The sequence below is a fragment of the Sulfurimonas sp. ST-27 genome, assembly GCF_048081595.1.
Classification (GTDB): domain Bacteria; phylum Campylobacterota; class Campylobacteria; order Campylobacterales; family Sulfurimonadaceae; genus Sulfurimonas; species Sulfurimonas hydrogeniphila.
Genome location: NZ_CP182226.1, coordinates 1,641,523 through 1,664,552, shown reverse-complemented (window position 1 = coordinate 1,664,552; position 23,030 = coordinate 1,641,523). Strand labels below are relative to the sequence as shown.

Annotated in this window: 25 protein-coding genes; 23 read left to right on the top strand and 2 right to left on the bottom strand. The window is 36.8% G+C overall.

Annotated features, from left to right (window positions below):
- Positions 1–66: 66 nt before the first annotated feature.
- The 4 genes from ACM66U_RS08795 to ACM66U_RS08780 all read left to right on the top strand — a co-directional run bounded on the left by ACM66U_RS08795 (position 67) and on the right by ACM66U_RS08780 (position 3,873).
- Positions 67–393 (top strand): hypothetical protein, encoded by a 327-nt coding sequence (locus tag ACM66U_RS08795; protein ID WP_151899848.1) that lies wholly within the window; start codon positions 67–69, stop codon positions 391–393.
- Between the two features lie 12 nt (positions 394–405).
- The gene (gene greA, locus ACM66U_RS08790) at positions 406–930 is read left to right on the top strand and encodes a transcription elongation factor GreA (RefSeq protein WP_151901487.1); all 525 of its coding nucleotides are present in this window, start codon (positions 406–408) and stop codon (positions 928–930) included.
- 62 nt (positions 931–992) lie between these two features.
- Positions 993–3,209 carry a phosphoribosylformylglycinamidine synthase subunit PurL gene (gene purL / locus ACM66U_RS08785; RefSeq protein ID WP_418640554.1) on the top strand — a complete coding sequence of 739 codons (2,217 nt, stop codon included), beginning with the start codon at positions 993–995 and terminating at the stop codon, positions 3,207–3,209.
- A gap of 76 nt (positions 3,210–3,285) precedes the next feature.
- Complete coding sequence (locus ACM66U_RS08780; RefSeq protein ID WP_151899850.1) at positions 3,286–3,873, top strand: DUF302 domain-containing protein; 588 nt, start codon at positions 3,286–3,288, stop codon at positions 3,871–3,873.
- Here ACM66U_RS08780 and ACM66U_RS08775 read toward each other — a convergent pair.
- Positions 3,870–4,847, bottom strand: coding sequence for a 6-phosphofructokinase (locus ACM66U_RS08775; protein ID WP_418640553.1), 978 nt, complete (start codon positions 4,845–4,847; stop codon positions 3,870–3,872). The two genes, ACM66U_RS08780 and ACM66U_RS08775, sit on opposite strands and share 4 nt — an antisense overlap.
- Positions 4,848–4,937: 90 nt before the next feature.
- Between ACM66U_RS08775 and purH the strand changes: the two genes are divergently transcribed.
- The 3 genes from purH (at position 4,938) to ACM66U_RS08760 (ending at position 7,867) form a co-directional block, all read left to right on the top strand.
- Complete coding sequence (gene purH / locus ACM66U_RS08770; protein ID WP_418640552.1) at positions 4,938–6,476, top strand: bifunctional phosphoribosylaminoimidazolecarboxamide formyltransferase/IMP cyclohydrolase; 1,539 nt, start codon at positions 4,938–4,940, stop codon at positions 6,474–6,476.
- Positions 6,477–6,580: 104 nt separating this feature from the next.
- Complete coding sequence (locus ACM66U_RS08765) at positions 6,581–7,477, top strand: DnaJ C-terminal domain-containing protein (RefSeq protein ID WP_151899853.1); 897 nt, start codon at positions 6,581–6,583, stop codon at positions 7,475–7,477.
- Positions 7,478–7,492: 15 nt separating this feature from the next.
- Positions 7,493–7,867, top strand: a complete 375-nt coding sequence (locus ACM66U_RS08760; protein WP_151899854.1) for a heat shock protein transcriptional repressor HspR — start codon at positions 7,493–7,495, stop codon at positions 7,865–7,867.
- Between the two features lie 5 nt (positions 7,868–7,872).
- Here ACM66U_RS08760 and murA read toward each other — a convergent pair whose 3' ends face one another.
- Positions 7,873–9,135, bottom strand: coding sequence for a UDP-N-acetylglucosamine 1-carboxyvinyltransferase (gene murA, locus ACM66U_RS08755; RefSeq protein ID WP_418640551.1), 1,263 nt, complete (start codon positions 9,133–9,135; stop codon positions 7,873–7,875).
- Between the two features lie 240 nt (positions 9,136–9,375).
- Here murA and ACM66U_RS08750 point away from each other — a divergent pair, with 240 nt between their 5' ends.
- From ACM66U_RS08750 to ACM66U_RS08675, 16 genes are all read left to right on the top strand, one after another.
- Positions 9,376–9,807 carry a hypothetical protein gene (locus tag ACM66U_RS08750; RefSeq protein ID WP_151899856.1) on the top strand — a complete coding sequence of 144 codons (432 nt, stop codon included), beginning with the start codon at positions 9,376–9,378 and terminating at the stop codon, positions 9,805–9,807.
- Positions 9,800–10,360 carry a hypothetical protein gene (locus ACM66U_RS08745; protein ID WP_151899857.1) on the top strand — a complete coding sequence of 187 codons (561 nt, stop codon included), beginning with the start codon at positions 9,800–9,802 and terminating at the stop codon, positions 10,358–10,360. The genes ACM66U_RS08750 and ACM66U_RS08745 overlap by 8 nt, the downstream gene beginning before the upstream one ends.
- On the top strand, positions 10,354–11,055 hold the full coding sequence (locus ACM66U_RS08740) for an exonuclease domain-containing protein (RefSeq protein ID WP_151899858.1): 702 nt from the start codon (positions 10,354–10,356) through the stop codon (positions 11,053–11,055). The genes ACM66U_RS08745 and ACM66U_RS08740 overlap by 7 nt, the downstream gene beginning before the upstream one ends.
- Positions 11,056–11,059: 4 nt before the next feature.
- The gene (locus ACM66U_RS08735) at positions 11,060–11,434 is read left to right on the top strand and encodes a hypothetical protein (RefSeq protein ID WP_418640550.1); all 375 of its coding nucleotides are present in this window, start codon (positions 11,060–11,062) and stop codon (positions 11,432–11,434) included.
- Entirely contained in the window at positions 11,424–12,023 is a 600-nt protein-coding gene (gene rsmD, locus ACM66U_RS08730; RefSeq protein WP_151899860.1) for a 16S rRNA (guanine(966)-N(2))-methyltransferase RsmD, read from the top strand. The genes ACM66U_RS08735 and rsmD overlap by 11 nt, the downstream gene beginning before the upstream one ends.
- Before the next feature lie 36 nt (positions 12,024–12,059).
- Complete coding sequence (locus tag ACM66U_RS08725; protein WP_151899861.1) at positions 12,060–13,106, top strand: flagellar basal body P-ring protein FlgI; 1,047 nt, start codon at positions 12,060–12,062, stop codon at positions 13,104–13,106.
- Entirely contained in the window at positions 13,106–13,414 is a 309-nt protein-coding gene (locus tag ACM66U_RS08720) for a rod-binding protein (RefSeq protein ID WP_151899862.1), read from the top strand. The genes ACM66U_RS08725 and ACM66U_RS08720 overlap by 1 nt, the downstream gene beginning before the upstream one ends.
- A 76-nt stretch (positions 13,415–13,490) precedes the next feature.
- Positions 13,491–13,697, top strand: a complete 207-nt coding sequence (locus tag ACM66U_RS08715) for a flagellar biosynthesis anti-sigma factor FlgM (protein ID WP_418640549.1) — start codon at positions 13,491–13,493, stop codon at positions 13,695–13,697.
- Between the two features lie 23 nt (positions 13,698–13,720).
- A complete protein-coding gene (locus ACM66U_RS08710; RefSeq protein WP_346389917.1) occupies positions 13,721–14,149 on the top strand; it encodes a hypothetical protein in 429 nt (142 codons plus the stop codon).
- A 1-nt stretch (position 14,150) separates the two neighbouring features.
- Positions 14,151–16,031, top strand: coding sequence for a flagellar hook-associated protein FlgK (gene flgK / locus ACM66U_RS08705; protein ID WP_418640548.1), 1,881 nt, complete (start codon positions 14,151–14,153; stop codon positions 16,029–16,031).
- 4 nt (positions 16,032–16,035) lie between these two features.
- Positions 16,036–16,833, top strand: a complete 798-nt coding sequence (locus tag ACM66U_RS08700) for an ABC transporter permease (RefSeq protein WP_418640547.1) — start codon at positions 16,036–16,038, stop codon at positions 16,831–16,833.
- 11 nt (positions 16,834–16,844) lie between these two features.
- On the top strand, positions 16,845–17,888 hold the full coding sequence (locus ACM66U_RS08695) for an AI-2E family transporter (RefSeq protein ID WP_418640546.1): 1,044 nt from the start codon (positions 16,845–16,847) through the stop codon (positions 17,886–17,888).
- 61 nt (positions 17,889–17,949) lie between these two features.
- Positions 17,950–18,516: an anthranilate synthase component II gene (locus tag ACM66U_RS08690; protein WP_151901488.1), complete on the top strand. Its 567-nt coding sequence runs from the start codon at positions 17,950–17,952 to the stop codon at positions 18,514–18,516.
- Positions 18,513–19,706 carry a hypothetical protein gene (locus tag ACM66U_RS08685; RefSeq protein WP_151899868.1) on the top strand — a complete coding sequence of 398 codons (1,194 nt, stop codon included), beginning with the start codon at positions 18,513–18,515 and terminating at the stop codon, positions 19,704–19,706. The genes ACM66U_RS08690 and ACM66U_RS08685 overlap by 4 nt, the downstream gene beginning before the upstream one ends.
- 87 nt (positions 19,707–19,793) lie before the next feature.
- Positions 19,794–21,134, top strand: coding sequence for an ATP citrate lyase citrate-binding domain-containing protein (locus tag ACM66U_RS08680; RefSeq protein WP_151899869.1), 1,341 nt, complete (start codon positions 19,794–19,796; stop codon positions 21,132–21,134).
- A 9-nt stretch (positions 21,135–21,143) separates the two neighbouring features.
- Positions 21,144–22,958 (top strand): citrate/2-methylcitrate synthase, encoded by a 1,815-nt coding sequence (locus ACM66U_RS08675; RefSeq protein ID WP_151899870.1) that lies wholly within the window; start codon positions 21,144–21,146, stop codon positions 22,956–22,958.
- Positions 22,959–23,030 lie beyond the last annotated feature (72 nt).

The window sequence follows — 23,030 nt, the reverse complement described above, 5'->3', positions numbered from 1 at the left end:
TTTTCTTGATGCTTGTTTACAAAAAACTGTTATTATTTTTCATAAAAATTTTAGAAGGAAACAGATATGCAAAATGATGCAATGTTGACGCAACTGCGATATGTACCAAATGAAGCTTTGGTGCAGCAACTTAAAAGAATTCAAAAAAATACTCCGGGATATGAAAAAATAGAGAAGCATATTTTGGATTTAAATGATCATCTCAAAGTAAATAATGCCTATGTCGCTTTATCCAATACAAAAGATTACTTTAAAATAAAAGTAGAGTCACCTACTCCTGAGTTAGCACAGGAAGCACATGAAAAGATAGAGCATTTCAGCAGAAAATTCAAGGTAAAAACAGACAAATTACCAAATAAAGAAACATATTATATTATAGGGTACGAGCATTAGGAACAACAGTTGATGAAAGAACCTATGAGTATCGAAGGGTATGATAAACTTACAGAAGAGTTTAAATATCTGCTCGAAGTTGAAAAACCCAAGGTGGCGCATGAAAAACTTGTAGCTGCCGCACTTGGTGACCGAAGTGAAAATGCTGACTATCAGGCGGCAAAAGAGAAATTGCGTTTTATTGACAAAAGGCTTTTTTATCTCAACAAAATGATTCAAAACTCACAAATCATTGATCCCTCTTTACATGTACATGAACGTATTTCTTTTGGAAGTACCGTTACATTGGTTGATCTTGAAACCGATAAAGAAGAGGTGTATACTTTATGCGGTGTGCTTGAGAGCGAACCGGAAAACGGACTGATATCCGTTCATTCTCCTATAGCAAAAGCATTGCTTGGCAAAAGTGCAGGCGACGAGGTCAAAGTCAGGTTGCCAAATCAGATAAAAGAGTATGAAATTGAAAAAATAGAGTATAAAAATATCTTTTCTCTGAAAAAGAATATTCGCACAAAAAGTGATTTTTCTTTTCATTAAAACAACTTTTACCATTGCTTGGATATAATTCATTTTTAAAAACCAATTTTTAGGAAACCCCCGTGAGCCAACAATTACAAAACATTGATGAACAGTTAGCCAACCATAAGCTTTCGCAAGAAGACTATATACATATTAAAGAGATCTTAGGACGTGAACCGAATTTGGTTGAATTAGGTATATTTTCAGCCATGTGGAGTGAACACTGTTCGTATAAGTCTTCCAAAGTCCATTTAAAAGGGTTTCCTACAAAAGCACCATGGGTTATTCAGGGACCTGGTGAAAATGCCGGTGTTATTGATATTGGTGATGGATATGCGGCAGTTTTTAAGATGGAGTCACATAATCATCCGAGTTTTATAGAACCCTATCAGGGCGCGGCAACCGGTGTCGGCGGAATTATGCGTGATGTTTTTACAATGGGTGCCCGTCCTGTGGCAAACTTGAATGCACTGCGTTTTGGCAATATTTTGAACAAAGATGATATTTCCAAGCATCAGCGTTATTTGGTGCGCGGTGTCACTGAGGGAATCGGCGGTTACGGCAACTGTATGGGTGTTCCGACCATCGGCGGTGAAACCAGTTTTGATGAGTGTTACAACGGAAATATTCTTGTCAATGCTTTTACTCTGGGAATTGCAAAAAGTGACGAAATATTTTACGGCAAGGCAGAGGGGACAGGAAATCCAGTCCTTTATGTAGGTGCTAAAACAGGTCGTGACGGTCTTGGCGGAGCTGTTATGAGTTCGGACAGTTTTACCGAAGAGAGCAAATCTTTGCGTCCGACGGTTCAGGTAGGGGATCCTTTTACCGAAAAACTGCTTTTGGAAGCATGTCTGGAGCTTTTTAAAACGGATCATGTCATCGGAATCCAGGATATGGGAGCTGCCGGACTTACATCTTCTTCTTTTGAGATGGCGGGACGTTCAGGTTCGGGAATGATTATGCACCTTGACAAAGTTCCTGCGCGCGAAGAAAATATGACTCCTTATGATTTTATGCTCAGTGAATCGCAAGAGCGTATGCTTTTGTGTGCCAAAAAAGGTTCAGAACAGGCTATTATCGATATTTTTGAAAAATGGGATCTGGATGCTGCAGTTATAGGCGAGGTAACAGATACCGGAAAAATGGAGCTTTTTTGGCATGGAGAAAAATGTGCTGAGGTTCCTGTTGACCCTGTTAGTGAAGAAGCTCCGGAACTGAACCGTCCTATGAAAAAACCTGCTTACCTTGATGATATTCACAAAGTAAGTATTGATGATTTTGACAGAGTGTCAAATCAGGAAGCGTTTGAAAAACTGACAAAATCTATGGAAGTAGTTGATAAATCATGGATTTATACACAATATGATTCTATGGTACAGACAAATACTGTTAAAAACGGAGGCATGCTTGATGCTTCCGTCATCCGCGTAAAAGAGAATAAAAAAGCTTTGGCAATGTCAGCTGACTGTAATGTGCGTTATTGTTATATAGATCCGAAAATGGGAGCAGCGGCAGCGGTTGTTGAATCCGGGCGTAATGTTGCCATGAGCGGAGCAAGACCGTTGGCAATTACCGACTGTCTTAATTACGGAAATCCGGAAAACCCTGAAGTTATGTGGCAGTTTGGCCAAGGCTGTTTGGGTATAAAAGAAGCATGTGCAGAGCTGACAACTCCGGTCATTGGCGGAAATGTTTCTCTTTATAATGAAACAAACGGTGTTTCTGTTTTTCCAACGCCTTCTATTGCAACCGTAGGTGTGAATGATGATGAAAACAATGTGTTAATGTCAAGTTTTCAATCTGAGGGAAATGCGCTTTATCTGATAGGCGAAAGCAAATCAGAATTCGGCGGTTCCTTATATATGAAAGAGCTTTACGGCACTGTTGCCGGAGTTATACCTGAAATTGACTACAAGAAAGAGCTTGCACTTTGGGATTTGGTTATAGAAGCAAACAAAAAGCATTTGCTGGAGTGCGCAAAAGATGCAAGCAGCGGCGGTGTTGCAATAGCATTAGCGAAAATGGCAGCCACAAGCGGACTTGGCTGCGATGTAGATATGAGTGTTGCTGATGATCGGGATATCTTTGCAGAAAGTATGAGTCGAGCCATTATTGAAGTAAAGTCTGAAAACTGTGAAGCTTTTGAAGCGATGCTTGATGAATCAATGTCTGTTGAAAAAATTGGAACAGTTGGAGGAGATACTGTACGAATAAATGATGTAAATATGAGTATAAAAAGCCTCAAAGAGAATTATTTTACTACTTTTAGAAAAATAGTTGAACAAGATTTATAGTAATAGCAAAATCTTATAAAACTTTAATCCGTTTAGGTATATAATAATCACGAAAATATCACAAAGGAAAAGATAAATGAGAAAAAACATAATTACTGCAATAATTGCACTGAGTGTTGCATTTTTTGCAACAGGATGTTCTACAATGCATATGGGCTGGGTGGCAGTTACGAGTCAACACAAACTTGACGACAAAGCTATGGATGCGTATGATGAAATGTTTACAAAAGTTGCAAAATACGGTGACCCTGCACGTGCAATGATGAAAGAGTGGAAGGTTGAAGAAGGTGTGAGCGGTGATGATGTAAAAGAGTCAATAGCTGCACTTACTGAAGAGTATAACATGAGACTTACGGGTTATGTTAAAATGTATACAAAAGAGGATGCAAAACCAAATGAAGTGGCAGAAGCAAGAATCTGGTCTTTGTGTAACCTTACGACTGCAAAAATATTCTTGAATTATTCACGTTATTATGGTGGTTTTATGCCATGTAGAATTATGTATGTTCGTTATGGTAACGGAGACGCTTTCTTAATCAGTATGGATATGACTCTTGCAATTCATGGCGGATACCCGTTACCTCCAAAAATGCTAGAAGCTGCTTTAAAAGTAAAAGACGCAATGGAAGGAATTCCTGCTCGTGCTGCACAAGGTGATTTCTAGTCACCTGTTGCTTCTGGAGAGTTTATAAATTTTATAAGCTCTTCATCTAAATGATAGGGTGTATTCACAACCGCATCAATCTCTTTATACCTGAACCCCTCTTTTGTATAACAAACAATAGTTTCGTTTTTATTATCCAGCAAAGCATCTATCGCATACGTAATAAATTTATATGCCATAAGTCTGTCTTTTACTGTCGGATTTCCTCCGCGCTGCAGGTGACCAAGTACATTTACTCTTGATTCAATGCCGATTTTTTCTTCAAACCATCGTGCTATCTCTTCAGAATCCTCATTTATCCCCTCTGCTACAATAGCAATAAAATATCTTCGTCCGTTTTGTATCTCTTGTTTGAATTTTTGCTCATACGCGTTTAAATTATAGGCTGTTTCAGGAATTAAACAAAGCTCAGAACCGGATGTCAAATGAGATACAAGTGCAAGGTAACCGCATTTGTTTCCCATGGTCTCAATAATGAAAGCCCTTTTGAAAGAAGATGCCGTATCTCTGATGGAGTCTATTGAGAATTTTATCATATTGAGTGCCGTATCTACTCCCAAACAGTAGTCTGTGCCTGAAATATCATTATCAATAGTAGAGGGAATACCGCAAAACTTTATGTTATGCTCTTTGTAAAACTGATGTAAACCACGAAAAGAACCATCTCCCCCAAGCACAATAAGCATTGTTACATGTAATGCATCAAGGTTTTGTTTTGCTATGTTTCTATACTTCTTCTGCATAAATCTTTTGCTTCTGGCACTTCCTATTTTAGTGCCTCCACGGTTAATAATGCCCGAAACATCACAATAACTCGCTTTATGAATATTGTTGTCAATCAGTCCTTCGTATCCGTCATACACGAAGTAGGGCGTTAAATTATTTTGTAAACTGTATTCAACAAATCTTTTCAATGCCGGATTCATGCCGGAGACATCTCCGCCAGAACAGAGTATGGCAATATTTTGCTTCATTATAGCTTCCTTAAATTGTTTTTTTAAGTTTACCATCTTCTAAACTCTATTTGGATAAAATAGCAGTAATATTTTAAATCAAGGCGTCAAATGAAAAAAAGAGCATTAGTAAGTGTAAGTGACAAAAACGGTGTTGTAGATTTTTGTAAATCATTGGTAAAAAATGAGTATGAGATAATTTCTACCGGCGGAACATACAGGTTGTTGAAAGAAAATGGGGTGGATGCTATTGAAATTGATGAGATAACAAAGTTTCCCGAATGTTTTGAAGGGCGTGTGAAAACTTTAAATCCTTTTGTTCACGGTGGGATTTTGCATCGTCGTGACAAACAGTCACATTTGGACCAGGCAAAAGAGCTTGGGGTTGAAGCGATTGATCTGGTATGTGTCAACCTTTATCCGTTTAAGGAAACAATAGAAAAAACGGATGACTTTGATGAAATTATAGAAAATATTGACATCGGCGGTCCGGCAATGGTTCGCTCGGCTGCAAAAAACTTTGATGCTGTTCTAATTGTAACAAATGTACAAGATTATGACATCGTTATTGATGCGATTGAGAATGAAAAAAATACAAAAGAGTTTCGCCGCGGTTTTATGATTAAGGCGTATGAACATACTGCAGCCTATGATTCAATGATTGCAAACTACATGAATGAACGTTTCAACGAAGGTTTCGGCGAAAAACAGTTTATTGTAGGCAATAAAGTAATGAACACTCGTTATGGTGAAAATCCTCATCAAAAAGGTGCCCTCTATGAATTTGACAAACATTTTTCAAATAATTTTAAGACACTCAAAGGCGAAGCAAGTTTTAACAACTTAAATGATTTAAACGGTGCGGTTAAAATTGCAGCTGCCTTTGGGAATGAAAATGCTGTTTGTATCTCAAAACACGGTAATCCCTGTGGCTTTGCAATTAAAGATACATTACTCGAAGCATATACAGAAGCACTCAAATGTGACCCTGTATCTGCTTTTGGCGGTGTGGTTGCCGTTAATGGCACAGTTGACAAAGCATTGGCAGAAAAAATGAATGAAATATTTATTGAAGTGATTATAGCAGGACGTATTACCGAAGAAGCACAGGAAGTATTTGCAGCAAAGAAAAGAATCAAACTTTTTGAGATGGGTGCGGAGAAGTTGATTTTGGCAAATGATAAAAAAGACTTTAAGCACATTGACGGCGGATTTATTTTCCAGGATGCGGACAAGGTGCAGGATGATGAAGTGAAAAATGCAAAACTTATGAGTAAAAATGCAGCAACACCTGAAGAGATGAAAGATCTTGAAATTGCCTATAAGGTAGCATCCCTGACAAAATCAAACTGTGTCGTTTATGTGAAAAATTCCGCAATGGTTGCTGTCGGTATGGGAATGACCAGCCGTGTAGATGCTGCACAGTGTGCGCTTAAAAAAGCAAAAGATATGGGGCTTGACGTAACAGGCGCAGCCCTTGCCAGCGAAGCATTCTTTCCGTTTCGTGACTCTATAGATGCAGCCGCGGCAGCAGGGGTCAAAAATATTATAGAACCAGGAGGCTCTATTCGCGACGAAGAAATAATAGCTGCAGCCGATGAATTTGGTATGAGTCTCTACTTTTCAGGTATCCGCCACTTCTTACATTAAATCTATCAAGGTTTCTTTACCTTGATTGACATACACTCAAGTAATATGATATAATTCCACTAATGAGAATCTATGAATAATTAAATAAGTTAGAAGGAATAAATATGAGCAAATCATTATACGAAACATTGGAAGTATCTCCAAATGCAAGTGAATCAGAAATTAAAAAAGCCTACAGAAAGTTAGCCCGCAAATACCATCCGGATGTTAATAAGGATCCAAGTGCGGAAGAAAAATTTAAAGAAATAAATGCAGCCTATGAAGTGCTGAGCGACAAAGAGAAAAAAGCACAGTATGATCAGTACGGTGATGCAATGTTCGGTGGTCAGAATTTCCATGATTTTTCTCAAAGTCAGGGTGGAAATGTAGACCTTGATGAAATACTGCGTCAGATGTTTTCCGGTGGCGGCGGATTTGGAGGCTTTAGCGGTGCAGGAGGCGGAACATCCGGCTTCAGCAGTTCCGGATTTGGCGGAGGGCAACGCTATCAAGAACCAAACCTTGATATAGAAGCAAATGTAACCATCCCGTTTGCCGTAGCAATCTTAGGAGGCTCTCACTCTGTTTCTGTAAACGGCGAGCGTTTTGACATCAAAATTCCTGCCGGTGTAAAAGACGGTGAGAGAATGCGCGTCAAAGGCAAAGGCCATGCACAAAACGGCAGAGTCGGAGACCTCTTTTTGCGCATACATGTAGCACCGAGTCCGGAGTATGAGAGAGAGGGAGATGATTTAGTCAAAACTATTGATGTGCCTTTGTATGCGGCACTTTTTGGTGACAAAATATCTGTACAGACTCTGGAAAAAGAGATTAAACTTAAAATACCGCAAAATACGAAAAACGGACAGCGCTTTCGTGTCAAAGGTATGGGGGCTATGAATCGTAAAACGAAACAAAGAGGTGATTTGTATCTAAAAGCAAATATTGTATTGCCAAAAGTTGAAGATCTGGATCCTGAATTAGTAAAAATTATGAAAGAAAAATTACCAAAGACAGTATAAAAGGAGGGTATTGCTATGCACCATTATGATGAACCGGTCTATTTAATAAGCATTGTTGCAAAAATATTAGATATACACCCTCAAACTCTACGACAGTATGAGAGGGAAAACTTAATAAATCCATCTCGTTCTGACGGACGAATACGACTCTACTCGCAACGGGATATAGATAAAATTAAATTAATTTTGCGATTGACACGTGAACTGGGTGTGAACCTTGCAGGTGTGGATATTATTCTTAATTTGAAAGAAACAATAGATGCAATGGAAAAAGAGATAGCAGAACTTCGTCACGAAGTTGAAGTAGTCAAAAATGCACATTCTGTTGCTCCGGAAAAGTCACTTGTCACGAAAAAGAGTTTATATGAGATGATAGTTTTTAAAGAGTAGAAGATCTACTCTTTGAGTCTTTGTATATTGGCACCGACCTGGTAAAGTTTTTTCTCAAGTGAGTCATATCCACGATCCAGGTGGTAGATGCGGTGTACATGTGTTTCTCCAGTTGCAACAAGTGCAGCGAGAACCAATGCGCTTGATGCACGTAAATCCGTTGCCATGACATCAGTCCCACACAGGTTACTTTTTCCACTCACTGTTGCAATATGACCGTTTAATGTTATATCTGCACCCATACGCTGTAATTCACTGACATGCATAAATCTGTTTTCAAAAAGTCGTTCTTCTATAATTGAAACACCGTCTGCCTGTGTTGCAAGTGCCAAAAACTGTGCCTGCATGTCTGTTGGAAATGCGGGATATTCCTGTGTGACAATTTTAACAGGCTTGATATGCGCGGCAGGGTGAATTGTAATTGTGGTGTCTGTGAGGGTAAAAGTACTGCCCATCTCTTCGAGTTTGGATAAAACTGCGCCCAAATGTTTCGGTTCAACATTCGTCAATGTGAGTTGCGATTTTGTAATGGCCCCTGCACAAAGGTATGTTCCGGCTTCTATCCTGTCCGGAATGATAGAAAACTCATTGATATTGAGCAGTTGTCCGTCTGTACCGTGTATTTTGAGTATTGCTGTGCCTATGCCGTTAATTTTCACGCCGCTGGCATTGAGTACTTCGCATAATTGGACAACTTCAGGTTCTCTGGCTGCATTTGTAATCGTTGTTGCCCCCTTGGCAAGGGCGGCGGCCATAACAATATTTGCAGTACCTGTAACGGTGACTTTGTCAAAAATTATTTCACATCCGTGCAAGCCATTTGGCGTTCTTGCTTCGATGTATCCTGCTTTAATAGCTATTTTTGCACCCATCTGTTCCAAGGCTTTAAGATGCAGATCAATTGGACGCTGTCCAATTGCACATCCTCCGGGTAAAGAGACTTCACAATGCCCAAAACGTGCTAAAATCGGTCCTAAAACCAAAATAGAAGCACGCATGGTTTTTACTATATCATAGGTAGCTTTTGTTTCGTGTAGATCAAATGTATTGACGATAACACTGTCTTGCGAAAATTCACAGGTTGCACCAAGATTTGACAGGAGTTTTAAAAGCGTTTTTATATCTACAACCTGTGGTAAATTTTTCATATGTACACTGTTTTTGGCCAGTATGCACATAGCAATAAGAGGTAGAGATGCATTCTTTGCACCTGAGATATTTATAGTACCTTCGAGTGAAGCACTGTTTTTTATTTTTAAATAATCCATAGGTCTCTTTGTATTTTCATAAATTTTATAATTGGCATTATATCTAAGGGCACCTCTAAAAACCCTGATATATCTCAACATTATAGCAGAAGTGCTAATGCAAGGCAAAACTATGCAGGAGCTACGAGTAGCTTCTCTTTTTGGTTTTGAGGTATATCAGGGTTTTTAGAGATGCCCTGATTAATATGATTATATAAACAGTTTATTTTTGATATACTTAATTTTTTAAAGGATTTACACATGAGTTCCGCATTAGACAGATTGAAACATTTAACAAATAAAATTTCCAGTTATGAGACGGCGAGAAAGCAAAATTTAAAAATATTACAAAAGCTGTTTGGGGAGTTGGATATAGACAAAAAAGTAGCAAAATTTGAAGATTTATTTCATTTTAAAGCTGTGAACCTTTCGGGTGTATCGCTAAATGAGGAGGATCTTGGTACAATTAAAAAAGGAAAATATTTACAGATTTTAGCAATTCATTATGACAAAAACGCAATACAAAAAAGTAAAAATATCTCTTTGGCCTATTTTGGAAGAGTTGAGAATGTTGCCACTGAATTAAAAGAGAAGGTAGTGGAATTTGTCATTCGCTACAGGTTTGAAAAAAGTTTTATGACACTTGAACATTATCATGATATGCTAAATAGATTCGGGCAGGAGAATGAGTAGATTTTATTTTTTTATATGGTTGCAGTGGGCGGTAAAACTGACATTGTATACAGCGTTGCTGACTTTTTTTATTGCTGCTTTTATAACACTGGTAATATATATAAGCCAGGGAACAGGTACATTAGACAATGAAATAACAAGGGCACTTTTGACTATATTTAAATTCTGGTTTATGGTGTCATGGAATTTTGCGCTTTTGATTGTTTTATTTAGAAGTCTGAAATATATTTTTAATAAATGCATAAAAGGGTATGTGTTTGTCCTGTTAGGTTGTCCCAAAGAAGAGACGAATGAAGAAACAGGAGAGATTATAGATGAGATTGGATATGGTGATTTGTTGAAAGTATGGCGAAAATGGTTTATGCTGATGATATGGACAGTTGCAGGAGAAATGATTGTGGCAGTGATTGTTATGAAGCTTTTTAGCTCATATGAGAGCGTGTTTACATGGTTTAATATGTATGTGCTGCATATATTTATACTAATTGCCGGTTTTTTTTCTTTCATTGTACTCAGTGTAAAATGTAAAAAAGTTCAGGTAAAAAAATGTTGATTTTTACAGATGTTCAGACTACAGGGATTGAAGCAGGCGATGTTGTGTGCTCCGTTGCATTATTAAAAGATGAAAAGGTATTTTACGAACTTATAAACGAAGGAAAAAAGATACCGCCGTCAGCTTCAAGTATTCATCATATTACAAATGAAATGATCAAAGATAAAAAGCTTTTTAAAATGACGCAAGTATATGAAATATTACAAAAAAACAATACTTTTGAAAATACTTTAATTGCACATAATGTACAATTCGTTTTGGAAAAATTTGCTGTTTCGGGTCTGCAATGGCAAGGAGCTGTAATAGATACATTAAAAGTCACAAAACATCTTATCAAAGAGTGCGAACAGTTTTCATTGCAGTTTTTACGCTATGAACTCAAGCTGTACAGACAAGAGAATGCGCTTAAACAGCAGTATGGAATTAAAGATGCTTTATGCTCCAATAATGCACTCAATGATGTATTTGTAACAAAATTATTGTTTGAATATCTGCTTGAGTATGCAACAGTAGAAAAGATGAAAGAATTAAGTTTTCAAAAAGTGCTTTTAGAAAAATTTCCCTTTGGAAAATATATGGGAAAATATATAGAAGAGATAGTCCAACATGATATTAATTATGTGAACTGGATGTTGTGTCTGGAAGATTTGGATGAAGATTTAAAGTACTCGCTTGAGTATTATTTGAGAGGATAGTTTTATGAAAGTAGCTGTTGAATGCCAGTCTCCGCTTTTGCAAAAGTCATTAGAACTTTTTTTGGCAAAGTATTTAAGTTCATCAAAAAAAAGTGACATAATCATTCGTGATGAAGAGTGTTTGAATGAGAGCCGATGTTTTTATATTTCAACGAAAGAAGGAGCAGACTTATTGAAACCTTTTTCAAAGTCACAGCTTATTTTGGCCTTGGAAAAAAAATATAATGAACTCTATCCTGAGAGTACAAATACTCAGCCTGAAGATCAGAACACAAGTGAGAGAATGAACTTTGAAGTATTGGAAAAAAGAATTGAGTTGTTAACAAAAGAGTATCAGGAAAATATTCTAAGAGCGGTGAAAGCATTTTATGAAAAGTAAACAACTGAGCAAGAAGATTATTGCAGGAAAATATAAGGGAAAAAAACTTTTGCTCCCGTCAAAAGTCACTACACGAAGTTCCAAGTCTATAGTTTTGGAATCTTTTTTTAATACTTTACAGTTTGATATAGTTGATGCAAACTTTGTTGAAGTTTTTTCAGGGAGCGGATCAATAGGTCTTGAAGCACTCAGCCGTGGTGCAAAAAAAATATACTTTATGGAAAAAGACAAAGAAGCATTAAAAACACTTCAAAAAAATATTTCTCAGACAGATCCATCGGCCTGTGAAGTCTTTGCCGGAGACAGTTTTGAAAATATTGAGTTAGTTCTCTCAAGACTGAAAAAATCGAATGAAGATGCATTCTTCTACATTGACCCTCCGTTCAGCATCCGTGAGGGTATGGAAGAGATTTATGAAAAAACTATGAAACTTATAGAAAAACTGCCTGCCTTACATGTAAAGATGATTATTGTAGAACATATGAGCGGTCTGAAGATTCCTGAATTCTTAGGCATATACAAGGTGAAAAAATCAAAAAAATTTGGGAATACTACGTTAACATATCTTACAAACAATAATATGGAATAAAATTTGCTGGTTTATCTTTACATGTAAGGATTGCTAATGAAATTTATTTTACTGTTTATACTTTTTTTCTCTACTCTTTATGCTACAAAGATATCGGATGTGTCAAATATTGTAGGAGTAAGAGACAATCAGGTTATAGGCTATTCCCTTGTTGTCGGATTGAAAAAAACCGGAGACGGGACTACCTCAAGGTTTACTCTTCAGTCTATCTCCAATATGCTTCGTGCAATGAATATAAATATGGATCCAATTGACATCATGTCGAAAAATGTTGCTGCTGTTGTGGTAACTGCTACTATGAAACCTTTTGCCAGACAGGGTGATAAAATGGATGTGACAGTTTCTTCTATAGGAGACTCAAAATCTTTAGAAGGGGGAACACTTCTGATGACACCTTTAAAAGGGGTTGACGGAAAAATTTATGCTTTGGCACAAGGAGCCATCAGTATAGGCGGACTGAACACAAGAGGTGCAGGAAATGCGTCACACCCTACTACAGGAATTGTTTTTAACGGAGGGATAATTGAAAGAGAAATCAATATTGATCTGTTTCATCAAAAATATGCAACATTATCTCTTAAAGAATCAGGATTCAGGAATGCTGTTGGAATTCAAAAGGCAATTAATGATTATTATCATACACAGTTAGCAATAGCTATGGACTCAAGAAGTATAAAACTGAAATGTCCACAAAATCGTTCTATGATAGAGTTTTTGGCTGAGGTTCAGGAAATCGACATGGATTATCATCCAAAAGATAAAATCATAATAAATGAAAGAACAGGAACAATTGTTGCTGGAGTAAATATAGAACTCAAACCGGTAGTTTTAACACACGGAGATATTACGATAAAGATTGTTGAACAGAAAAAGATTTCAAAGCCTGCAGGTTCAATGAGTGTTGATAATAATCTGGTTATCGGTTTAAACGAGAATGAAGTCTATACCAAAGAGGGAACAACAACAGTGGCAAACCTTGTAAGATCTTTGCAAAAACTCGGAGCTTCACCAAAAGATATTATATCTATACTTGAAGCGATGAAAAGTGCAGGGAGTATATCTGCAGAATTGAAGGTGATATGATGAGTTACTCAATGAATGCTGTCAATGCCCAGGCACAAATGGCTACAGCGAATAAAGCAATACCCAGGATTGACGAAAAGGCGCAGGATAAGGCTCTGAGAGAACAGACAGATGCTTTTGAAGCCGTTATAGTAAAAATGCTGATGGATAATGCGATGAAAGATGATAAGAATCTTTTTTCATCACAAAATGATCCGGGAGATAAAATATATAAATCAATGTACAGAGATGAGCTTTCTAAAGCAAGTGCCGGAAGTTTCGGATTTTCGCAAATGCTTTATGATTATTTATCTCAAAAGAATTCATAAAATCAACTTAATAAGTTCTGGTTATTGCCGATATAACAATAGCAATAAAACAAACTTATTATATAAAGGATGAATTATGATTTCAAAAGTAAATAATTCAGTGTTGGGGAGTGCCTATATGAACAATACACTTTCAAACACACAAAAAAAAGAGAATACTTCAGTAACTGCTGTGGAAAACAAGAGCAGTAAAGTCGAACAACTCAAAGAGTCTATAGACTCAGGACAATACAAAGTAGATTTGTCTGCATTATCTAAAAAAATGGCAGATGAGTTACTTTAGAAATAAACTAACAGGAGAATGGCATGTTGAGTCATCATTTGCAGAGCGCTTTACAGGATTTAAAAGATTTAATTTCAATAACAAAATCAGATATCAAAGATATCCAAAAAGCGCAACATGACCATCAGTTTGAAAGACTCTCCATAAAAGAAGAAAAACTAAAAAGCTTTGAAGCAAAAAAAGCAATGATAGATTACGAAATTTCTGCGTTAATTACATCCCATCCGGATGTTGAACTTCCCCAATTATTAGATGAAACACAGCATCAACTACTGGATGAATTAAAACAAAGCTTGTCAGAACTCAGAACAGTGAATAAACAGTATGCAAAGTTAGTAGTTGTCGTGAGTAATTTATACAATACCTTCCTGGAAAGATTAGTACCGACTGAAATGCAGGGGTACAACAAGGTTGCATCCAAAGACTCTACAATATTGGAAGTAAGGGTTTAAAATGGCTTCAATTTTTAATACACTCAGCATCGGATACAGCGGATTAAGCGCAGCACAAGTCGGAATAAATACAACAGGAAACAATATAGCAAATGCGGAAAATGAAGGATATACCCGTCAAAGAGTGATCACTTCAGCTGCAAATCCTTTGATTACGAGTGCAGGAAATGTTGGAAATGGCGTTGAAATCCAGGATATCAAAAGAGTATTTGACAATTTTGTGTTTGACAGATACAGCAGTGTTTCTGCAGATAAAGAATACAGTGATTTTGAAAGACAAACACTTGAAGAACTCTCAACATATTTTCCTGAAATAGATGGTGTCGGAATTAAAGCGGACCTGGCTGAATACTATAATATGTGGCAGACTTTTGCTGATAATCCAAATAATGATTCCATAAAAGTTGCATTGGCAAAACAGACCGAAACACTGACACAGCATATAACCCAAACACAAAACCAGGTTTTAAATTTACAAATGCAGGTAAATGACCAGCTTGATGTTAATATTACTGAGGTAAACAGCCTGGCTCAGCAGTTGGCAGATCTCAATAAGTCCATTGATGTCGCTGAAGCGGGTGGAGGATACACTGCAAATGATTTACGGGATAAAAGAAATGTTATAGAAAGAAGTTTATCCAGATTGATAGGCGCTGAAGTAAATCAAGGACAGTTGGAATCAAATATTCAGATAGATTCCAATTCAAATACAAGAACCGGAAGTTATACACTTAGTGTTAACGGTTTTAATCTTGTTGACGGCAGTACATATCATCCGCTCACTATTGAAAAAGGGAATAATACGTATGGATTTTATGAACTCTCCTATGAACGACAGGACGGTACACTTATTCCTATGGAAGAAGAGATAACCAATGGAAAGATAGGAGCAATTTTCAATCTAAGAGGTCGGGCTGTTGATACAACAAGTGGTATGCCGACAGATGGTGTATTGCAAAATGTTGTTTCAGATCTTGATGCTTTTGCCAAGGGCCTCATAGAATCAACAAACAACCTGTATGCAAAAAGTGCCAGATCCCGAATGGAGTCAAATAACATTAATATTAATCCGGCAACTCCTTTGGTGACTTCCTCTTTAAATATTAATCCCGGTTCTTTTGATGTGACAGTGTATGATATAGATGGCAATGAGGTGGCAAAAAGGACGATAAACATTGATGCTGCAACTTCTATGTCAGGTATCAGTGGTTCCAACTCAATTGAGGGGCAAATCATCGCAAATAAAGATGACAACAGTGATGCAAATGCCAATAATGATGTTGATGATTATATGATCTTTAATTATGCACCAAATGCGAATGGTGATATAAAACTTGAACTCAGCATGAATACAGCTGCCAATTCGCAAGGCTATACATTTGCCGTTGTTGACAACTTACCTGATAATACATTTGCATCAGGAACAAATTTTGCAGGTGCTATAGGGCTTGGTTCCTTTTTTGAGGGGACTAATGCAAGAGATATTCGTCTCAATACACAATACAGGAATAATCCGACACAATTACATGCTGGCTATTCATCCAATGCAGGTGATAACAGAGTCGCTCTTGATATGGTTCAGCAACAGTTTGAATCCTATAAATTTCAGGTAGGAAATGAGCAGTATGATACGACAACATACGGGATGTTTGATATTACCAGTACCTATGTAGGCATCTCAACAAATTCAGCCATAACAAGGAATGAAACTGTTTCTACGCAATTTAATGCGACAGAGATGGAATATAATTCTATTACAAAAGTAAGTATTGATGAAGAGATGACAAATCTCATCAAGTATCAGACTTCTTACGGTGCTGCCGCAAAAGTGATTACTACTGTTGATCAAATGATGCAGACACTTTTAGGCATTAAACAATAGCTTTATGCCTAAATTCAGTATATTTATACTCATCTTTATTTTCCTGTTTTCGTTTTTCGGATCACAACTATACCATGCCAGCCCCTATGCTTTAGATGCAAAAGCAATTTTGTTGGCGCCTTCTTTGATGCACCCTTTAGGCACGGACAGGCTGGGAAGGGATATATTGGCTCGCCTTATTGCCGGAGGAGAAGTTTCTCTTGTTATTGGGGCAGGGAGTGCTTTTGTCGCTTCTTTTATTGGACTGATTCTGGGTTCGATGGCCGGATATTTCAAAGGAAGCGTGGACAGGATTTTTGTCATTACAGTCGATCTTTTTTTGACATTTCCGACATTTTTTTTACTGCTTGCATTGGTCAGTTATGTCAATGCCTCTGCTTTGGTCCTGATTGTTATCATATCAATTACAGGGTGGATGACAACTGCCAGGCTGATACGCTCTGAGAGTTTTAAAATTACTTCCCAGCCTTATATTAAAATACTCAAGATCGCAAAGGTAAATACATTAAAAATTCTTTTAAAATATTATGCCCCTGTTTTGGCTCCGATTTATTTTGTAAGTTTTACTTTCGGCGTGGGCGGTGCTATTTTGGCAGAGTCAGGATTGAGTTTTTTAGGATTGGGAATTGTCGCACCTCAGATGAGCTGGGGGACAATTTTAAGTGGAGGAAAAGATGTTATTGACATTGCCTGGTGGGTGAGTTTTTTTCCAGGTTTAATGATTTTTTTAGTCACTTTTTCACTTATTAATATTTCAAACTATTTACAGCAGATTACAAATCAACAAGAGATTCAAAGCTAAAGGAAAAACGTATGAAAGAGCATAAAATAGGCTATTATTTTATCGTTATGGCAAGTGTTGTGATTGTCCTGGCAGGCATAAAAAGTGCATCAGTCATTATCATTCCGTTTTTACTCTCTTTGTTTATTGCAATTATCCTCTCTCCTTTGTATAATTATTTTAAGTCAAAGTCGATACCGGATATTGTGTCTGTTACTTTGGTAATAACAGTCTTTATTCTGTTTTTGGCGCTGATTGCAAAACTTGTGGGTAATTCAGTGCATGATTTTAGTGCCAATATTGATACATATGCACAAAAACTTGCGCAATATTATCAGCTTATTTCACACTATACCGCTTCTTTCGGTATAGAAATTTCAACTGAGGATATAGCAAACCTGATAAATATGAAACAGGCGATGAAATTCGCAACAAGTATTATTCAAAGTATGGGTGCTATGTTTACAAATGGTTTTATCATTATTTTAACAGTGATATTTATGCTGCTTGAATCACAATATTTTGTAAAAAAAGTGGAACTGGCTGACGGACATCAAGAGACAATGGCTCATATAGAAAGAATTTTTTCTAAAATAAAAAACTATATGGTACTCAAAGCACTCATCTCATTGTTTACCGGTGCCATCATATGGATGAGTCTCTATTTTTTAGGTACAGATTATGCCTTTTTATGGGGAGTATTGGCTTTTATGTTAAACTTTATCCCAAATATAGGTTCAATAATTGCAGCCATTCCTGCAGTTTTAATTACTTTAGTGCAGCTGGGAGGCATGAGCGCTTTGGCAGTCATGGTGTTATACACTGTGATAAATATAGTCATAGGCTCTATTCTTGAACCTAAAATTATGGGAAAAGGTTTAGGACTGTCCACCCTGATAGTTTTTCTTTCACTCATGTTCTGGGGATGGCTTTTGGGCATAGTAGGCATGCTTTTGTCAATTCCTTTAACAATAATGGCAAAGATTATTTTTGATGCCAATCAAAATACACAATGGATAGGCGTCCTGCTTGGAACAGGTGACAATATTGCATTGAATGAAGAAACTAATAAGTAAAATACAAGAGCAATATAGCTATACTACAAAAAAATATATAGATTACTCAGTAGGAAAAATTTTGATATTAATGATAGATAATTATGACAGTTTTACATACAATATTGTTCAGTATTGCAGGGAACTTGGAGCGGATTTAAAAATTATACGCAATGATGAGATGAGTGTGCAAGAGATAGAAAATCTTCATCCGGAAAAAATTATAATTTCTCCCGGACCGGCTTCTCCTGATGAGGCAGGTGTAACCTTGGAAGTGATAAATTATTTTCAGGACAAATTGCCGATTCTTGGTATATGCTTAGGGCACCAGAGTATTGCACAGGCTTTTGGTGCAGATATCGTGCGTGCCAAAAATATGATGCACGGTAAAACATCAAAGATTAAACACTCTACATGTAAACTCTTTGACACTCTGCCGGATGAATTTACGGCAACACGTTATCATTCTCTGATAGTCGATAAAAAGAGTATACCGGAGAGTATCGAACCGACAGCCTTCAGTATGGATGATGATGAAATAATGGCACTAAAAATAAAAGATAAAGATATTTACGGCGTGCAGTTTCATCCTGAATCTATAATGAGCGAATACGGACATGAAATTATTGGAAATTTTCTAAAATTATGAAATATCGAATCATCTTATTCCTGATACTTGGATTGGATGCATCTATTCTTATTTTTCAAACTACGCAAATTTCCATCTCTCCCTCTGAAGCATCACTTTTGTACGGAGATGCTTCCTTCTTGCAGCAATTAGTGAAACTCTCATTAAAAATATTTGGACAAAATGATTTTGCATTACGGTTTGTGATGATACTTTTACATCTTTTAAGTGCATGGCTTTTATATGCGATTTCTGCAAAATACTTGGCATTAGAGAGAAACAGGTTATGGCTAGTAACAGTATTTGTACTTTTGCCTGGAGTTGTCAGTGCTGCTCTTGTTGTCAGTCATGCCGGTTTGATTATTTTTGGACTGTTTCTGTACATATATCTGAGTCAAAAACTGAATGATTATTACTTGAATGTTCTGTTGTTTTTGTATGCACTGCTAGATGCGGGTTTTGTTTATCTGTTTGCAGGACTTGCAATATTTTATTTATTTCAAAAAAATAAAATATTGTTTTTATACAATCTTTTTCTTGCAGGTTTATCTGTTTATATCTACGGTTTAAATATATCGGGTGTACCAAGTGGTCATTTTTTAGACACAATCGGAGTTTACAGTGCTATTTTTACCCCTGTTATATTTATATATATTTTTTATACGCTGTATCGTGGTTACCTTAATGACGAGAATGACAAAATATGGTATATAGCATCAACTGCTTTATTGTTTTCTTTACTCCTGTCATTTAGACAACGTGTCGAACTTGAGTTATTTGCACCTTATCTGATTTTAGCGCTGCCCTTGGCGGCGAAAACTTTTGCACATTCATACAGGGTGAGACTGACAAACTTCAGGAAAAGATACAGAGCAATATTTGTGTTGGCCTTTGTATTTTTAATTTTTAATACTCTAATTGTAATGTTTAACAAAGAACTGTATTTACTTTTAGACAATCCAAAAAAACATTTTGCATATAAAATGCATATTGCCAAAAAACTTGCAACCGAGTTAAAAGCAATGAATATATTGTGTGTGAAAACCAGCCAGGATATGCAGAAAAGATTAAAATTTTATTTTATTGATAAATGTGATGAAAATGTTTTACAAGAACTGAAACCTCATTCAAATATTAAGAGCGATGTTACTATACGTTACAAAAATAAAATACTGTATAAGGCTAATGTTACTAAAATAAACAATAAATAAATCTATTTAATGGTTAATATAAACCAAAGATATTTGTTGGATACTTTATGCTAGAATAATCCACAAATATCAAAATAGGGAGTTTCTATGGCTCAAAAAGCGATACGAGAATATGACGCGAAGTCAATTTTAGCAAAACATTGGAATAAATACTTTCCAGATTTCACTTATGCATACGAGACGGTTCTGGTAACATCAGGTGCGGAACTGCTTGAAGCTGCAAAAGAAAAACCATGGTTAAAAGAAAAACCATTAGTTGTAAAACCGGATATGCTGTTTGGTAAACGTGGTAAAAACAACTTGGTGCTTTTTAAAGATCAAAAACCGGGTGATGTTACTTTAGAAAAAGCTGCAGCATGGATTGACGAAAAAGCGAAAGAAGATGTGGCAGTCTATTTTTCATTTGAGGGAGATACTCCGACAGGTGAGCCAAAAGTAGACAGATTGACTCACTTTATTGTTGAGCCGTTTACTCCGCATGATCAGTCTGAAGAGTATTATATTTCAGCAACTGTGGTAGGAGATGAAGATGTTCTCTACATGTCAGCTGAAGGCGGTATGGAAGTTGAAGAGGGATGGGATGAAAAAGTTACCGAAGTTGCATTCCCGATTACTGCTACAGAAGAAGAGATCGCCGAGAAAATAAAAGCAAATATTCCTGCAGACGTAAAAGAAGAAGATAAAGAAAATTTTGCAAAATTTGCAATCGGTTTCTTTAAAGCGTATCGTGAACTAAATTTTGCATACCTTGAAATTAATCCATTTGTTATGCAAGGAACAAAAATTGAGCTTTTAGACATGGTTGCAAAACTGGATGATACTGCCGGATTTATGATGGTAGAAGAGTGGGGTGATGTTGAGTATCCAACTGCATTTGGTATGGAAGCAAAATCTCCGGAAGTTGAAGCAATCGAGGAAGCAGATGCAAAAACAGGTGCTTCACTCAAGCTTACATTACTGAAGCCTGAAGCCAGAATATGGACTATGGTTGCCGGTGGTGGTGCTTCAGTTGTATACGCTGATACTATTGCTGATTTTGCAGGTATTGAAGATTTAGCGAACTATGGTGAATACTCAGGTGGTCCAACTACGGGTGAAACAAAATTTTATGCTGAAACACTTCTTGATTTAATGACAAGAGAAAAAGATCCTCAAGGGCGTGATAAAATCTTAATCATTGGTGGAGCGATTGCAAACTTTACAGATGTTGCAAAAACATTTACAGGTATTATTCAGGCTTTTGAAAATTACGCCGATAAAATGAAAGATGTAGGTATAAAAATTTATGTCAGACGTGGTGGTCCAAACTATGAAAAAGGTTTAAAAGACATCAAAGAAGCTGCTGACAGATTAGGTTTAAACATTGAAGTATATGGTCCGGAAACACATGTAACAGACATCGTGCGTATGGCATTAGAAGAGAAGTAAGGAGAAAAGATGGGAAAATTATTTACTAGAGATACACAAGCAATTTTTTGGAATAACAACAAAACTGCTATCCAGAGAATGCTTGACTATGATTACACAATCAAAAGAGAAACACCATCTGTTGCGGCAATCGTTGCACCTACGAGTTCAAACAAATTTGAAAAGTTTTTTTGGGGTGCGGATGAGATTATGGTCCCTATTTACAAAAGTACAGCAGAAGCAAAAGCTGCTCAGTCGCAAGCTGATGTACTTTTAAACTTTGCATCATTCAGAACGGCTTATGATGTAACAATGGAAGCCTTAAACCTTGGCGGCTTTAAAACAATCATGATCACAGCTGAGGGAATTCCGGAAAGACTTGCCCGTGGCATGAATGCCTATGCAAGAGAACTCAATGTAACTGTTATAGGACCTGCAACTGTTGGTGCTATTGTTCCGGGTGCATTTAAAATTGCCAATATCGGTGGTACTATTGAAAATATTATCAACTCAAAATTGCACCGTGCCGGTTCTTGCGGACTTGTGACACGCTCTGGTGGACTTTTTAACGAACTTTCAAATATTATTGCAATTAATGCTGACGGTATTGCGGAAGGTGTTGCTATCGGTGGTGACAGATTCGTAGGATCAGTTTTTATTGACAATTTATTGCGTATGCAAGAAAACCCGGATGTAAAATATATGATTTTACTTGGTGAAGTCGGTGGTACAGAAGAGTATAAAGTAATCGAAGCAGTAAAATCCGGAAAAATTACTAAGCCAATTATTGCATGGTGTATCGGTACTATTGCTAAGTATTATGATTCCGGTGTTCAATTCGGGCATGCTGGTGCTTCCGCTAATGCTGAGCGTGAAACTGCTGAAGCTAAAAACAAAGCGATGGCTGAAGCTGGTATACATGTACCGGCTACATTTAACGATTTACCGGCAACTATCATGGAAGTTTATGATGATTTGAAAACAAAAGGCATTATTGGGGAAATTGAAGAACCTGAAATCAATGTTATTCCTAAAATGCGTCGTTCTAAAAACTTTATCTGTACTATTTCTGATGACAGAGGGGAAGAGGCTACATATGCAGGCTTTCCTATTTCATCTGTTGCGACTCCGGATACAGGTAAAGGTATCGGTGATGTTATTTCACTTTTATGGTTTAAAAAACAGTATCCCAAATGGGCGACAGATTTTATAGAAACAGTTATAAAAACAGTAGCAGACCACGGTCCTGCGGTTTCTGGTGCGCATAATGCAAAAGTAACAGCACGTGCAGGTAAATCAGTTGTTGAATCACTTGTAACCGGTTTATTGACAATTGGTCCGAGATTTGGTGGTGCAATTGACGGTGCGGCAAAATATTTTAAATATGCTGATGATAACAATCTTTCTCCAAAAGAGTTTTTAGCATATATGAAAAGTGAAGGTGTACCAATTCCAGGTATCGGTCACCGTATTAAATCTCTTAAAAATCCGGATCTTCGTGTTACGGGTCTTATGAATTACGCAGCAGAACATTTTCCAAGTACTCCACTTCTGGATTATGCAAAAACTGTTGAAGCGTTAACAACATCAAAAAAAGAGAATCTTATCTTAAATGTTGATGGTACTATAGGTATTTTAATGGTTGATATGTGGAGAGCACTGGGATACTCTGAAGAAGAAATTAATGAATTTATCGAATCAGGTACTCTTAACTCTTTCTTTATCGTCGGCCGTTCAATAGGTTTTATCGGGCACGTTCTTGATGAAAAACGTCTTGCTATGCCAATGTACAGACATCCGATGGATGATATTCTTTACGATGTAAAAAAAGCAGAAAAAATTTAATTATTCTGCATGAGACAAAGAGGTTACTCTTTGTCTCATCTTCATTCCTTTTCCCCTTTTTATTCTATTCTG